We start from the raw sequence: 12,095 nt of genomic DNA on the forward strand, positions 1-12,095 counted from the left end.
TGACGCCAACTTCACGCCCTGCAAAAGCATCGCTACCTGGCGCTATCAGGAATCGAAGCGCTTCCGTACTCACGCCGAAGAAGGGCCCTTGCTGTTTTGTTTTCTGTACGATCAAATGGCCCGCGCAGCTACTTCTCCTTCGAGATCGCAAGCCAGTTGAGGGGCTCCACGCCACCGGCCGGCGTCACGCCACCGACCAGCGCCGTCATCGGCAGGGCAAGTCCGACGGCTCCCGCGACCCGAACTGCCACCCCGCACCACCCTGAGGAAGATCATGAAGTTCACCGACGGCTTCTGGCTCATGCGCGACGGGGTCGAGGCCTCGTACGCGACCGAGGTCCGCAGTGTCCGAGCCGACGCCGACCGCTTCACCGCCCACGCCGCGATCAAGCGCGTCGAGCGCCGCGGCGACACCCTCAACTCCCCTCTGCTGACCGTCGACTGCTTCTCCCCCGCCGAGGGCGTCATCGGCGTCCGCACCACGCACCTGGCGGGCAAGCTCCACCCCGGCCCGGACTTCGGCCTGCCGGGCGCCGACACCGGGGTCGGTCAGGTGCGCCGCGACGGCGACATGATCGAGCTGACCAGTGGCCCTCTCACCGCACGCCTTGACCAAGCCGCGCCCTGGGCGCTGTCGTTCCGTGACGCGGACGGCAGGGAGGTGACATCGGCGGGCCGCAAGGGCACGGCCTTCTTCACCACCGGCGACGGCGCGCACCACATGGCCGGGCGGTTGGCGCTCGGCGTCGGCGAACAGGTCTACGGCCTGGGCGAACGCTTCACTCCGTTCGTCAAGAACGGCCAGGTCGTGGACATGTGGCAGGCCGACGGCGGCACGAGCAGCGAACAGGCTTACAAGAACGTCCCGTTCAGCCTGCACGTCTCCCCCGCCGGCGCATACGGCGTGTTCGTCAACCACCCGGGCAAGGTGAGCTACGAGATCGGCTCGGAGGCGGTCGGCCAGATGCAGTTCAGCGTCGAGGACCAGACGCTGGAGTACTACGTCGTCGCGGGCCCGACGCCCAAAGACATCCTGCGCCGCTACACCGCCCTCACCGGCCGCCCGGCGCTGCCGCCCGCCTGGTCGTTCGGACTGTGGCTCACCACGTCTTTCACCACGCAGTACGACGAGGAGACGGTGACGTCGTTCGTCGACGGCATGGCCGAGCGGGACATTCCGCTGAGCGTCTTCCACTTCGACTGCTTCTGGATGCGCGAGTACCAGTGGTCGGACTTCGAGTGGGATCCGGATGTCTTCCCCGACCCCGAAGGCATGCTGGCCCGGCTCAAGGGACGGGGGCTGAAGCTCTCCGTGTGGATCAACCCGTACATCGCGCAGAAGTCCGCCCTGTTCGACGAGGCCGCCGCCGCGGGACACCTGGTGAAGCGGGCGAACGGCGACATCTGGCAGTGGGACCTGTGGCAGGCGGGCATGGCGCTCGTCGACTTCACCAACCCCGAGGCCTGCGCGTGGTTCCAGGCGAAGCTGAAGGTGCTGCTCAACCAGGGCGTCGACTGCTTCAAGACCGACTTCGGGGAGCGCATCCCCACCGACGTGGTGTGGCACGACGGCTCCGACCCGGAGCGCATGCACAACTACTACACGCACCTGTACAACCGCACCGTCTTCGAACTCCTGGAAAAGGAACGCGGCACGGGCGAGGCCGTCCTGTTCGCGCGCTCGGCGACGGCGGGCGGCCAGCAGTACCCGGTGCACTGGGGCGGCGACTGCTGGTCGTCGTTCGGTGCCATGGCAGAGTCGTTGCGCGGTGGTCTGTCACTGTCATTGTCGGGCTTCGGCTTCTGGTCGCACGACATCGGCGGCTTCGAGGGCACACCGGACCCGGCGGTCTTCAAGCGCTGGCTCGCCTTCGGCCTGCTCTCCTCCCACAGCCGCCTGCACGGCTCCAGCTCCTACCGGGTGCCGTGGGAGTTCGGTGACGAAGCCGTCGACGTGACACGGCGGTTCACGCGGCTCAAGCACCGGCTCATGCCCTATCTGTACGGCGCCGCGGCCGAAGCACACCACACCGGCGTGCCCCTGATGCGGCCCATGCTCCTCGAGTTCCCCGATGACCCCGCCGCCCGCGGCCTGGACCGGCAGTACATGCTCGGCCCCGACCTGCTCGTCGCCCCTGTCTTCTCCGCCGACGGCGTCGTCGAGTACTACCTGCCCGAGGGCACCTGGACCCACCTCCTGACCGGCGAACATGTCCGGGGCCCGGCCTGGCGCCGCGAGAGGCACGGCTTCGACAGCCTGCCCCTGTACGTCCGCCCAGGAGCGGTCCTCCCGCTCGGCTCCGACACACAGCGACCCGACGGGGACTGGCTCGACGACCTCACCCTGCTCGTCACCCCCGACGCACACCAGGTCACGGTCACTGTCCCCGACCACGCCGGCCGCCCTGCCGCCGCTTACCAGGTGACGCGCGAGGCGACGGGCATGACGGTGACCGTGACGCCGCCGGAAGGACACAGCGCGCCGCGCACGGTGGTGTCGGCCGACCTGTGAAGTCCGGGTCCCGGCAGATGCCCCCGTCACTGACGGGGGCATCTGCCGGTTGAGCCGGTCCCGGTGGCACACGTGGAGTGCGGCTACGGGCAAAGGCGGCCTGACTCCCCGCCCGTTCGGCGGCTGCCCGCAGCAGGCCACATCTCTCAGCGTGGCACTCCGTAGCGGGTGGGATCTCGGCGGCGCGGCTGCGGGTACACGAACTCCGCAGCCACGGATGGCTCCGCTCGGGCACCACCACCCTCTTCGCGGCACTGGGTGCGGCCAGCGGCAGGGTGATCGGCTCGCTCCACCGCCGGCACCGCACCGCGGAGTTCAAGAAGTTCCTCGCCGAACTGGACCGGAGGTCCTGGTCGGCCTAGCAGATCCTCGACAACGTCGCGTGTTACTGCCGACGCATCAACGTAGGTCACTAGGTCGCGCTGGATTCGCCTTCGAGGCCGACCGCTACCGCACTATCCCGGGCTGCGCGGGGGTAGTCGCTGTGTGATCCCGGTCGAACAAGTCCGTCAGCGGCTCACCGACGTCCTGACCAGCTCGTAGAACCGAAGGTCGTTGCTCCGCAAGGAGATCAGCACCCAGATGCCCCACCTGCTGGTCACGTGGTCGACCACGTCCCGCGCGGGGCAGTCGGTGTGAAACAGGTCATACCGGCTGCCCGCCTCGGCCTGCTTCAGCTGCGAGCCTTCCGTCATGTCCGGGGCTTACCTCTAGGTATGTCCTTACGGAATGTAAGCCCGGCTCCTAACGTCAATTGCCGCAGTACACAACGGACTAGGAGCTGAACATGATTGTGGTGACCGGGGCTACCGGGAATGTGGGCCGGCCTTTGACGCAGGCCCTGGCCGAGGCGGGCGAGCAGGTGACGGCGGTGTCGCGGCACGCGGTGACGGTGCCGGACGGAGTGCGGCATGTGGCGGCCGACTTGACCGACCCAGCTGGTCTCATGCCCGCGTTGGACGGGGCGAAGGCGCTGTTCCTCCTGCTGTCCGGCGACCTGCACGCCCCCGAAGCCAGGCCGGCCGACATCATCGGCCTGGCCGCGGCCAGTGGGGTCCGCCGGGTCGTCCTGCTGTCTTCGCAGGGCGTGGCGACCAGGCCCCTCGGCCCGTCGCGGGTCGCGATGCGCGCGGTGGAGGACGCGTTGCGGGAGTCCGGCCTGGACTGGGCCGTCCTGCGACCGGGCGGCTTCGCCTCCAACGCCCTGGCGTGGGCGGAGTCCGTCCGCACGCAAGGGACGGTCGCCGCACCCTTCGGCGACGTAGGGGTGCCGGTCATCGACCCGGCGGACATCGCCCAGGTCGCGGCGGCTTGCCTGCTGGACGACCGGCACACCGGCGGGGTGTACGAGCTGACCGGGCCGGAGGTGATCACGCCGCGTCAGCAGGCGGAAGCGATCGCCGCCGCGCTCGGCTCGCCTGTACGGTTCCACGAACTCACCCGCGAGGAGGCCAAGGCCACGATGGCCCAGTTCGTGCCGGCGGAACTCGCCGACGACACCCTGGACATCATCTCCGCTCCGTACCCGGCCGAACTGCGGATCAGCCCGGACGTGGAACGAGTCCTCGGCCGCACCCCGCGCCCCTTCAGCGACTGGGTCGCCCGCAACATCGCCGTTTTCCGCTGAGGCACAACTCAACTGAAGCTCGCACGGCTGCGCCTGCCAACCACGGCTGCTGTCCGCCGACTTCGGCCCACCCGGATGCGGCACCGTGGCCGAGCCGTTCCCGCTGAGCGCAGTCGTGACGGCGATCCATCACCCGTGGTGGGCTCACGAACCGCATCCGGACTCGACTGAATGTGCCCTGGGGCATTCATTCCAGATGACTGGCGAGCGTGGCATGTGCGTTGCGCCCCCACGCCAACCGCAAGCGCCGCGGCAGCGCGGGCGGCCGACCCGCCGGCTTCGCCAAGACGATCTACAAACGCCGCAACGAAGTTGAGCGAACGATCAACGCCCTCAAGGGCTTCCGCGCTGTGGGCGGCGGCGGGGGCGGCTCCCCCAAGGCTTCGTTGGGACTCAGACGATGGACGCAGAAAGCAGTTCCGTCGCCTCACGGCGCTCCGGAGAAGGACGCGCCCTGCTGGCGATTTTCCTCCGGGAAGAGGCGTTGCCCCGGGGTCAGCTCTCTCATGGTGTTACGGGCTGCCGCGTTCTCAGCCTTTCCATCGCGCCTGATCAGGAGCAAGGTGGGATCCAACTGGCCGTGTTGCTGCCGCAAGCAAGGAGGTGAGGGAAGCATGGCCACAGCCACAACCAGGATGGCGTTGGCGGCGGCAGCCATGGTCACGCTGGCCCGGTCGCGGAGCCTGCACCGCACTGGCCCAACAGATCCACCAGGCCGCGCTCGCGCTGACCCCGGCCGACGAGGTACCTGACGAAACCACGCGGGAGCTCGTCACCGGCGTGGCCGACAGCTTTCAGGCACGCGAAGTCCTGCCCTCGGTCGTGGAAACGGTGCGCGCAGACGCGGCGCAACTCCCCAGTGGATGCGCGGCCTGCACCCGGAGACCTCCTCCTTGCCTCAGCGACTTACGGCACCGTTGGCATGGGGGACCTCTTATGCACATCTTTCGCTTGAGAGCCCGGGTGAGCGACACATGGGACGCCATCGCCTCTGTCGTCTTGGTGGTGGCCGGTATTCTCGCCGGCCTGACGCCGTTGGTCGGCTGGAACGAATGGGCCTCATGGGCCGCCCTGCTCATCACGGTTCTTTCAGGGGCCCGAATACTGCGGGCCGAACTGGTTGTGCCGGCGCGGAAGAAGACTCTCGACCGAGCCACCCGCCTGTGCTACGGGCTCGAGGGCGAAGCCTGGAGAGGCGGCACAGCGGTGCAGGTCTCAGCAGGGGTGTGGATCACCGCGGCCACGGTGGCAACAGAGCAGGGAACGGAAGTCCGCTTGTTCGACCGCGGAAACGTGCCGGCCCGGACCGCGTACAGCAGCCAGGAAGCCAACATCGCGATTCTGCACACACCCTCTGTCTGGTCGCCGCATGTGAAGGCCACTTGGCGAGAACCGGAAGCGGGAGAGGCAGTCGTCGCGGTGGGGTGGACACTCACTCAAGCATTGACGCCGCGTCAGCTCACCCTCGAATACGTAGTAGAAGAGATCCGTCTACCTCTCGGAATTCCCCTCGCAGGACCGCTACCGCCGCCCGGCTTCATCGGCGCGCCTGTCTTCGACCCGCGTCGCGGCCGCGTCATCGGCCTGCTCACCGACGGAGCCGCCAGCGAGGATGAACGCCTCACCGGGGCGCTGCTCACTCCTCTCTCCTCCTTGCCCGCGCACGCGCGCCGGGCGTGCAGCGGCTCTGAACCGGTCGAGCAGTGATCGTCCGCGGGTCTGCGTGTGAACCTGCTGCTCGGCCCTGCGTGCGGAGAGACATGAAAAGATCGTCGATTTCCATGACTTCGTCATCGTGTGTCGAGCGGGCCAGCCGGCGCCGGAAGTACGCCAGCAGCGACGCGTCGAACCCCCGGTCGTTCAGACCCAGCCCGCACGCGGCCTTCCACAGAAGGTCACACCGCAAGTACTGGACGGCATCGCACTGGCCAGGTCACCAGGAGGCACCGACAGACGCCCGTCCGCCGACGGGTACATGTCCCCGAACATCGCCTCCGGAATCAGCGCCTCGTGGTGCTCGGCCAGGAACGCGACCACGCTCCCGGCAGGAATCAACTCCTGGCACATGAGCCACACATCAGGCCCGACCGGCTGCTCGGGCGGCCGCACCGTCATGCCTACCAGCCTGGCCCCGAACCCAATGATCAAGGGACAGAACAGCCCAACATCGCCTGAAGCATGTCGTCACGGCTGATCAGCCCATCGGCATCCTGCTCGAGGCGGCCGAAGACCTCGCGGGCGTCCGGTTCCGGCAGCCCCATCAGGGCACCGGACCAGCGAACCTGCTCAGCTCGGGACAAGTGCTGCCACAGGCCATCGCTCAGCTCCCATCGGCTGGCGGACATGGCGGGTGGAAGGGTTTGGCAGGTGACATGGACGCTGCCGGATCCGGTGCTGACGACCCCCGTGCCCGTGCCCGATCTGCGGCCTGGCTGTGCTGCGGAGCCGAAGTGGGACGGATTTCGGGCTCTCGTCTCCGTCGAAGCGGGCCAGGTGGTGCTGCGCTCCAGGCGCGGCACCGAGATGGGGCCGGCGTTTCCGGAGGTCGTGGCCGGTGCTGTGCAGCTGCCGGACGCGACCGCGCTGGACGGCGAGCTGGTCGTACGGGATGCCGCGGGCCACCTCGCGTTCAAGCGGCTGCAGAACCGGCTTGCCCGGCGTGGTGCCAGGGCGGCCCGGGCGGCACAGGAGTGGCCAGCCCATTTCAAACTCCGTCGTCGACAAGACCTTCGACCTGACCGACATCACCACGGCCCACCGCTACATGGAGGCCAACGGCCAAATCGGCAAGATCGTTGTCAACGGTTGACCACGACGGTGAGGATGGATCGGCGTCGCAAAAGTCGATTGATCAGGAGCCGCTGGAAGGCGCGCACTCGGGCGCTGGCTCAATGGGCGGCACAGGCGAAGTTTCGTGCTGCTTGAGCGACGCTCTTGGGACCCAGCGGTCTTGGGCGAGGATGGCGGGATGGACATCCGGCAACTGGAGTACTTTCTCGCGATCGTGGATCACGGTGGCTTCAATCGTGCGGCGTCAGCTCTTTACCTCTCTCAGCCGTCGCTGTCCCAGTCCGTCCAAGGTCTGGAGCGGGACCTGGGCGCCAGCTTGTTCCATCGGATCGGTCGCCGCGTGGTACTCACCGAGGCGGGATCTGCGTTGATCGAACCGGCTCGGGCCGCTGTACGCAGTCTGGAGACCGCCCGCGCAAGTGTCGCAGCGGTACATGAACTGCGCGAAGGGCGGCTGGACATCGCGGCCATGCCATCTCAGGCGGTGGAGCCGTTGACCACGATGATTCGCACCTTCAGCAGCCGTTACCCCGGCGTTTCGGTGAACATCAGAGCAGCTTTCACCTCTCGGGATGTGGTGGACATGGTGCGCACCGGGGCCGCTGAGCTGGGGCTTCTTGCTACATCAGTGGCGCTGCCGGACAAAGAAGTGGTCTCGCATGCCGTCGGAGAGCAGCGCTTCGTGTTGCTCACTCCTCCTTGTGGCCCCTTTCCGGCGGGCCGACCGGTGAACAGTGGGGAGCTGGCAGGCCACCGGTTGATCGTGGGGCAGCGGGGCACCGGGATGCGCGCGTACGTCGATGGGCTACGGGAGGAGGGTGTCGACTTCCACATCGCCGCGGAGACCGAGCACCGGGTGGCGATTCTGCCGCTCGTCCTTGCGGGCGTTGGCCTTGCCGTGGTCACGGAGTCCTGGCGCACGACAGCGGAGCAGGCGGGGGCCATCGTCTTGGACATCGAGCCGAAGATGACTCTGCGGGTTGCGCTCGTCGCCCGCCGCGCCCAGCAGTCTCCTGCCGCTCAGACCTTTCTGAGCTGCGCGCTTGGGGCCGCACAGGCCAGCTGATAGGGCATTCTTATAAGGCAGATCGGCAGAGCGTCTTGGACGCGCGCATTGCCTGATTGCTGCAATCGGGCCATGACTTACTCCATCGCACTGATCCCCGGAGACGGTATCGGCACCGAGGTCCTGCCTCCCGCTCAGCAGGTCTTGGACGTCGTCGGCGCCCGGCATGGGTTTGACTTCGCCTACACCTCGTACGACTGGTCCTGCGAGCGCTATGCCCGTGAAGGCGCGATGATGCCCGAGGATGGCCTCGCCAAGCTGAGGGACAAGAATGCGATCCTGCTCGGCGCGGTCGGCTACCCGGGTGTGCCTGACCATGTCTCCCTATGGGGACTTCTGATTCCGATTCGCCGCAGCTTCCGCCAGTACATCAACCTGCGGCCGATCCGCGTCTTCGAAGGGGTCGACAGCCCCCTGCGCGCCGCATCTGTGGGCGCAGTGGACTTCGTCGTCGTGCGGGAGAACGTCGAGGGTGAGTACAGCGAGATCGGGGGCCGGCTCAACCGAGGTTTCCCCGAAGAGATGGCGGTGCAGGAGGCCGTATTCACCCGGGCAGGGGTGACCCGCGTTCTGGACTACGCCTTCGACCTGGCCGCCCGGCGCGGCGGGACACTCACCTCGGCCACGAAGTCCAACGGCATCGTGCACACCATGCCGTTCTGGGACGAGCTTGTCGCCGAGCGCGGCGCCGCGCACGCGCAGGTCTGCTGGGACCAGGAGCATATCGACGCTCTCGCGGCCAAGTTCGTCCTGGACCCGGCGCGCTTCGACGTGGTCGTGGCCTCCAACCTGTTCGGCGACATCCTCAGCGACCTCGCCGCCGCCGTAGCAGGGTCCATCGGCATCGCCCCCGCGGCCAACCTCAACCCGGAGCGGGAATTCCCATCGATGTTCGAGCCGGTCCACGGTTCCGCGCCCGACATCGCAGGCCGGGGCATCGCCAACCCACTGGGGGCGATCTGGTCGGCCGCAATGATGCTCGACCACCTCGGCCACCCAGAAGCGGCCACCGACATCACCGATGCCATGGCCGCAGTACTCGCCAAGACCGACGTGCGCACCCCCGACCTCGGAGGCCGGGCCACGACCGCGGAGTTCACCGAAAAGCTTCTCGAACTGCTCTGACCTCCCTTGCGGGCTGTGAGCAGCGCGGACGACGCCGCCCACAGCCCGCACACCGCCGACCGAAGGCCCCGCCGCTTCGCGCGCTGGGATCTTTCCGCACCTGTCCCCCACCGAGCCGCGCAATCCCCACGGTCTCCCCCTATGCGAGGCCACACCGCGTCCCGGCTGCATCCACGTTCCTCGACGAGGAGAAACGCCATGGCAGCACCCGCGTCTCCCACCACCACAACGCCGCGCAAACCCTGGTACAAGCAGCTCTACTTCTGGGTACTGACAGCGATCGTCGCCGGCATCCTCACCGGATGGCTCTGGCCCTCTGTCGGTGTCGCTCTGGAACCGGTCGGCACCACTTTCGTGTCCGCCATCAAGATGCTGATCACTCCGATCGTCTTCCTGACGATCGTCGCCGGCATCGGCGGTGTCGACAGTCTGCGCCGCGTCGGCAGGGTCGGCCTCAAATCTCTCGTCTACTTCCAGGCCGGAACCCTGGTCGCTCTCGCCGTCGGACTGATAGCGGTCAACCTCTTCCAGCCCGGTGCTGGAGTGCACGCCCACCCTGGTGACCTTCAACTGTCCGGTGACGCCGCACAGTACGTCAAGGACGGCGAGAACCAGAGCTGGTGGCACTTCCTCACGGACATCGTCCCCTCCAGCGCGGTCGGAGCGTTCGCCGAAGGCAACATCCTTCAGGTCATCTTCTTCGCCGTCCTGTTCGGCATCGCCCTGAAAGCCGTTGGGCCCGTCGGAGTCCCCCTCGTCGACGGCATCAACCGTCTGAGTACCGTCGTCTTCAAGATCCTCCACTACATCATGCTCGCCGCGCCCGTCGGCGCATTCGGAGCGATGGCCTACACCATCGGCGAGTACGGCATCTCGACCCTCACCAGCCTCGGCCAGCTCATCGGCCTGTTCTACGCCACCTCACTCTTCTTCGTCGTCGTCATCCTCGGTGGCGTCCTCGCCCTGCTGAAGATCAGCATCTTCCGGCTGCTGCGCTACCTGCGCGAAGAGTTCCTCATCGTGCTGGGCACCTCCTCCTCCGAGAGCGTGCTGCCCCGGGTCATGGCCAAACTCGAAGGACTCGGCCTCCGCCGCGACATCGTCGGCCTGACGGTACCGACCGGCTACTCCTTCAACCTCGACGGCAGTTCCATCTACCTCTCCCTCGCTGCCGTCTACATCGCCCAGGCCACCGACACACCCCTCAGCCTCAGTCAGCAACTCGGCCTGCTCGCAGTCATGATCCTGACCTCCAAAGGCTCCGGCGGCATTACCGGCGCCGGCTTCATCGCCCTGGCCGCAACCCTCTCCACCGTCGGCACCGTCCCCGCCGCCGGCATCATGCTCATCTTCGGTATCGACAAATTCATGTCCGAATGCCGTGCTCTGACCAATCTCGCCGGCAACAGCGTGGCCACCCTCGTCGTCGCCCGCTGGGAACGCGTCCTTGACACCGACCGTGTCAACCGGGTCCTGCGCACCGGCACTCCCGAACCTGAGCCGGAATCCACCAGTCCCACCCTCGAGAAGGACACCGGCCCCATTTCGGCATTGGCAAAGACCTGACCACCAAAACGCCCCGCCCGTCCCGGGTCGGGTCGGGTGATGCACACCAAGCCACCCGCCGCGGCCCCGAAGTACCCCAGGGCGGGCGTCAACCTGTTCCGCGATCAGGGGCCGGGCTCAATCCGGATGTACCGAGGGCTCGTTCGGCGGTCCCTCATCGGGACCTCTGCCCGAAGGTAGCCGCTGAGCGACCGACAGGACTACGGTGGGAGGACTGGCCCCGGCCCCCGGCTCCGCGAGAAATGACCGAGCAAGGGGTGTCATGCAGCGCACGTTGAGGACGTACGAGGAGCGCTGGTCTCGAGAAGTGTCGCTCGTCTGGGATGAGAGCCGCCCTGCCGGCGAGATCGAGGATCTTCTCGCGGAGAACGTGGAACTGCGCCGACGGCTGCGCAGGCGTGCGGTCGCCATGCGGGCTCAGGGCATAGTCATGGCGCTCGGGCCTTGTTCCAGCGAACACGCCAAGGACTTTCTCGCTGATCTGGCCGACCACTGCGGCCTCACGGTGCGGGACGTCGCCCGGGCCCTCGTCGGCACGTTCGAGGGCCGTCCGCTCACGGCGAGAATGCAACGCGAGCTCAGCAGCGCAGTGGTGCGCCTCAAGGACGGCGCTCCGGCCTGAGCGGGCCGCCGCTCCTCCTTCAGACCGCGCGCTCCTGCTCCGTCGGCCGACGACGCACGACACGGATCAGACACGACGACCCTGCGTCGGACGGGCACTCGCCGCCACGCAGAGGCCACACCCGCCGTTGCAGCGGGGATTTGGACCACGGGAGGTTCACATGTTTGAAGATCAGATCCGTCCGCTGAAGATCGACCGGGCGTTCCGCGTTTCGGACGGTAAACCGGTGGAGTTCGAGGGCAAGACGGTGCACCTCGCCTTCGGCATTTCCATGAAGTGGGCGACGGCCAGGCTGGCGATCGCCTTCACCTCATCCGTAAGCAAACCGCCGCAGGGCGTTTGCCTGGAACTGTCGGAAGGCGATCTGCTCGTCAACGGCTCCCGGACGCCGGGCGTCTGCCTGTGGGCCGACTCGGCACCGCCGGTGGTTTACCTGGAGCCGCTGATCAAGCCCACCTCCACCTCGACGCTGCAGGTCTGGAACTGCTGGCGAGGCGGCGACGGGGAGGCCCAGATGTGGAGGGGCAACGCCGGCCTGCTCGTCGACCTCAACCCCGGCGCCTCCTACCGCTTCAGCTGCAGCGACGGCACGGGACAAGCCGACTTCACCGATCTCATCTTCGGCCTGGAGATCCAGGAGAAGACCGGCGACCCGTGGCTGGAGCCGCTGCCGCCCCGGACATTCACCCTGGGCGCGGACTCCACCCACCCCCGCAGCGCCGACGCGTGAACGCCGGCGCCCGGCGCCTCAGTTCGCAACGTCGCCGTAGTCCTCACGCATGGGCCA

General features: G+C 67.5%; 13 protein-coding genes and 3 pseudogenes. 11 read left to right on the forward strand and 5 right to left on the reverse strand.

The annotated features are described in order from the left end of the window. Nucleotides 1-128: 128 nt before the first annotated feature. The gene (locus E5671_RS46895; RefSeq protein WP_272902813.1) at nucleotides 129-251 is read right to left on the reverse strand and encodes a hypothetical protein; all 123 of its coding nucleotides are present in this window, start codon (nucleotides 249-251) and stop codon (nucleotides 129-131) included. A gap of 23 nt (nucleotides 252-274) precedes the next feature. Here E5671_RS46895 and yicI point away from each other — a divergent pair, with 23 nt between their 5' ends. After that, entirely contained in the window at nucleotides 275-2,512 is a 2,238-nt protein-coding gene (gene yicI / locus E5671_RS03335) for an alpha-xylosidase (RefSeq protein ID WP_160502358.1), read from the forward strand. A gap of 533 nt (nucleotides 2,513-3,045) precedes the next feature. On the opposite strand, the pseudogene E5671_RS03340 reads toward yicI, so the two are convergent. Continuing rightward, nucleotides 3,046-3,207, reverse strand: a pseudogene (locus E5671_RS03340) (winged helix-turn-helix transcriptional regulator); the annotation flags it as partial. Nucleotides 3,208-3,299: 92 nt separating this feature from the next. Here E5671_RS03340 and E5671_RS03345 point away from each other — a divergent pair. The 3 genes and pseudogenes from E5671_RS03345 (at nucleotide 3,300) to E5671_RS03355 (ending at nucleotide 5,846) form a co-directional block, all read left to right on the forward strand. After that, on the forward strand, nucleotides 3,300-4,139 hold the full coding sequence (locus E5671_RS03345; RefSeq protein WP_160502359.1) for an SDR family oxidoreductase: 840 nt from the start codon (nucleotides 3,300-3,302) through the stop codon (nucleotides 4,137-4,139). Nucleotides 4,140-4,372: 233 nt separating this feature from the next. Beyond that, nucleotides 4,373-4,492, forward strand: a pseudogene (locus E5671_RS03350) (IS5/IS1182 family transposase); the annotation flags it as partial. Nucleotides 4,493-5,075: 583 nt separating this feature from the next. Then, a complete protein-coding gene (locus E5671_RS03355) occupies nucleotides 5,076-5,846 on the forward strand; it encodes a trypsin-like peptidase domain-containing protein (RefSeq protein ID WP_160502360.1) in 771 nt (256 codons plus the stop codon). Here the strand turns inward: E5671_RS03355 and E5671_RS45985 are convergent. Genes E5671_RS45985 through E5671_RS03365 form a run of 3 tightly spaced genes read right to left on the reverse strand, consistent with a single transcriptional unit; the run spans nucleotide 5,776 to nucleotide 6,484 of the window. After that, nucleotides 5,776-6,045: a transposase gene (locus tag E5671_RS45985; RefSeq protein WP_237330080.1), complete on the reverse strand. Its 270-nt coding sequence runs from the start codon at nucleotides 6,043-6,045 to the stop codon at nucleotides 5,776-5,778. The genes E5671_RS03355 and E5671_RS45985 overlap by 71 nt on opposite strands. Next, the gene (locus tag E5671_RS03360; protein ID WP_237330081.1) at nucleotides 6,000-6,254 is read right to left on the reverse strand and encodes a hypothetical protein; all 255 of its coding nucleotides are present in this window, start codon (nucleotides 6,252-6,254) and stop codon (nucleotides 6,000-6,002) included. Before E5671_RS03360 ends, E5671_RS45985 begins: the two co-directional genes overlap by 46 nt. Before the next feature lie 29 nt (nucleotides 6,255-6,283). Further along, nucleotides 6,284-6,484, reverse strand: coding sequence for a hypothetical protein (locus E5671_RS03365; RefSeq protein ID WP_237330082.1), 201 nt, complete (start codon nucleotides 6,482-6,484; stop codon nucleotides 6,284-6,286). Here E5671_RS03365 and E5671_RS03370 point away from each other — a divergent pair. From E5671_RS03370 to E5671_RS03400, 7 genes and pseudogenes are all read left to right on the forward strand, one after another. Then, nucleotides 6,483-6,833: pseudogene (locus E5671_RS03370) on the forward strand (ATP-dependent DNA ligase); the annotation flags it as partial. The gene E5671_RS03365 and the pseudogene E5671_RS03370 overlap by 2 nt on opposite strands. Further along, on the forward strand, nucleotides 6,748-6,948 hold the full coding sequence (locus E5671_RS03375) for a zinc-binding dehydrogenase (RefSeq protein WP_160502361.1): 201 nt from the start codon (nucleotides 6,748-6,750) through the stop codon (nucleotides 6,946-6,948). The pseudogene E5671_RS03370 and the gene E5671_RS03375, both read left to right, overlap by 86 nt. Nucleotides 6,949-7,107: 159 nt before the next feature. After that, a complete protein-coding gene (locus E5671_RS03380; protein WP_160502362.1) occupies nucleotides 7,108-7,995 on the forward strand; it encodes a LysR family transcriptional regulator in 888 nt (295 codons plus the stop codon). Between the two features lie 72 nt (nucleotides 7,996-8,067). Then, the gene (locus E5671_RS03385; RefSeq protein ID WP_160502363.1) at nucleotides 8,068-9,120 is read left to right on the forward strand and encodes a tartrate dehydrogenase; all 1,053 of its coding nucleotides are present in this window, start codon (nucleotides 8,068-8,070) and stop codon (nucleotides 9,118-9,120) included. A gap of 198 nt (nucleotides 9,121-9,318) precedes the next feature. After that, a complete protein-coding gene (gene dctA, locus E5671_RS03390; protein ID WP_160502364.1) occupies nucleotides 9,319-10,686 on the forward strand; it encodes a C4-dicarboxylate transporter DctA in 1,368 nt (455 codons plus the stop codon). Nucleotides 10,687-10,948: 262 nt separating this feature from the next. Next, nucleotides 10,949-11,308 (forward strand): ANTAR domain-containing protein, encoded by a 360-nt coding sequence (locus tag E5671_RS03395; RefSeq protein ID WP_160502365.1) that lies wholly within the window; start codon nucleotides 10,949-10,951, stop codon nucleotides 11,306-11,308. A 160-nt stretch (nucleotides 11,309-11,468) separates the two neighbouring features. Continuing rightward, complete coding sequence (locus tag E5671_RS03400; RefSeq protein WP_160502366.1) at nucleotides 11,469-12,038, forward strand: hypothetical protein; 570 nt, start codon at nucleotides 11,469-11,471, stop codon at nucleotides 12,036-12,038. Nucleotides 12,039-12,095: the final 57 nt, after the last annotated feature.

This window comes from Streptomyces sp. BA2, assembly GCF_009769735.1.
Taxonomy (GTDB): domain Bacteria; phylum Actinomycetota; class Actinomycetes; order Streptomycetales; family Streptomycetaceae; genus Streptomyces.

Excerpts from the sequence above, each read along its gene's own strand:
- E5671_RS03395 (WP_160502365.1), top strand. The coding sequence starts at position 10,949 with ATGCAGCGCACGTTGAGGACGTACGAGGAGCGCTGGTCTCGAGAAGTG.
- E5671_RS03375 (WP_160502361.1), top strand. The coding sequence starts at position 6,748 with ATGCCGCGGGCCACCTCGCGTTCAAGCGGCTGCAGAACCGGCTTGCCC.
- E5671_RS03355 (WP_160502360.1), top strand. The coding sequence starts at position 5,076 with ATGCACATCTTTCGCTTGAGAGCCCGGGTGAGCGACACATGGGACGCC.
- E5671_RS03360 (WP_237330081.1), bottom strand. The coding sequence starts at position 6,254 with ATGACGGTGCGGCCGCCCGAGCAGCCGGTCGGGCCTGATGTGTGGCTC.
- yicI (WP_160502358.1), top strand. The coding sequence starts at position 275 with ATGAAGTTCACCGACGGCTTCTGGCTCATGCGCGACGGGGTCGAGGCC.
- E5671_RS03380 (WP_160502362.1), top strand. The coding sequence starts at position 7,108 with ATGGACATCCGGCAACTGGAGTACTTTCTCGCGATCGTGGATCACGGT.
- E5671_RS03345 (WP_160502359.1), top strand. The coding sequence starts at position 3,300 with ATGATTGTGGTGACCGGGGCTACCGGGAATGTGGGCCGGCCTTTGACG.
- E5671_RS03365 (WP_237330082.1), bottom strand. The coding sequence starts at position 6,484 with ATGTCCGCCAGCCGATGGGAGCTGAGCGATGGCCTGTGGCAGCACTTG.
- dctA (WP_160502364.1), top strand. The coding sequence starts at position 9,319 with ATGGCAGCACCCGCGTCTCCCACCACCACAACGCCGCGCAAACCCTGG.
- E5671_RS03400 (WP_160502366.1), top strand. The coding sequence starts at position 11,469 with ATGTTTGAAGATCAGATCCGTCCGCTGAAGATCGACCGGGCGTTCCGC.
- E5671_RS03385 (WP_160502363.1), top strand. The coding sequence starts at position 8,068 with ATGACTTACTCCATCGCACTGATCCCCGGAGACGGTATCGGCACCGAG.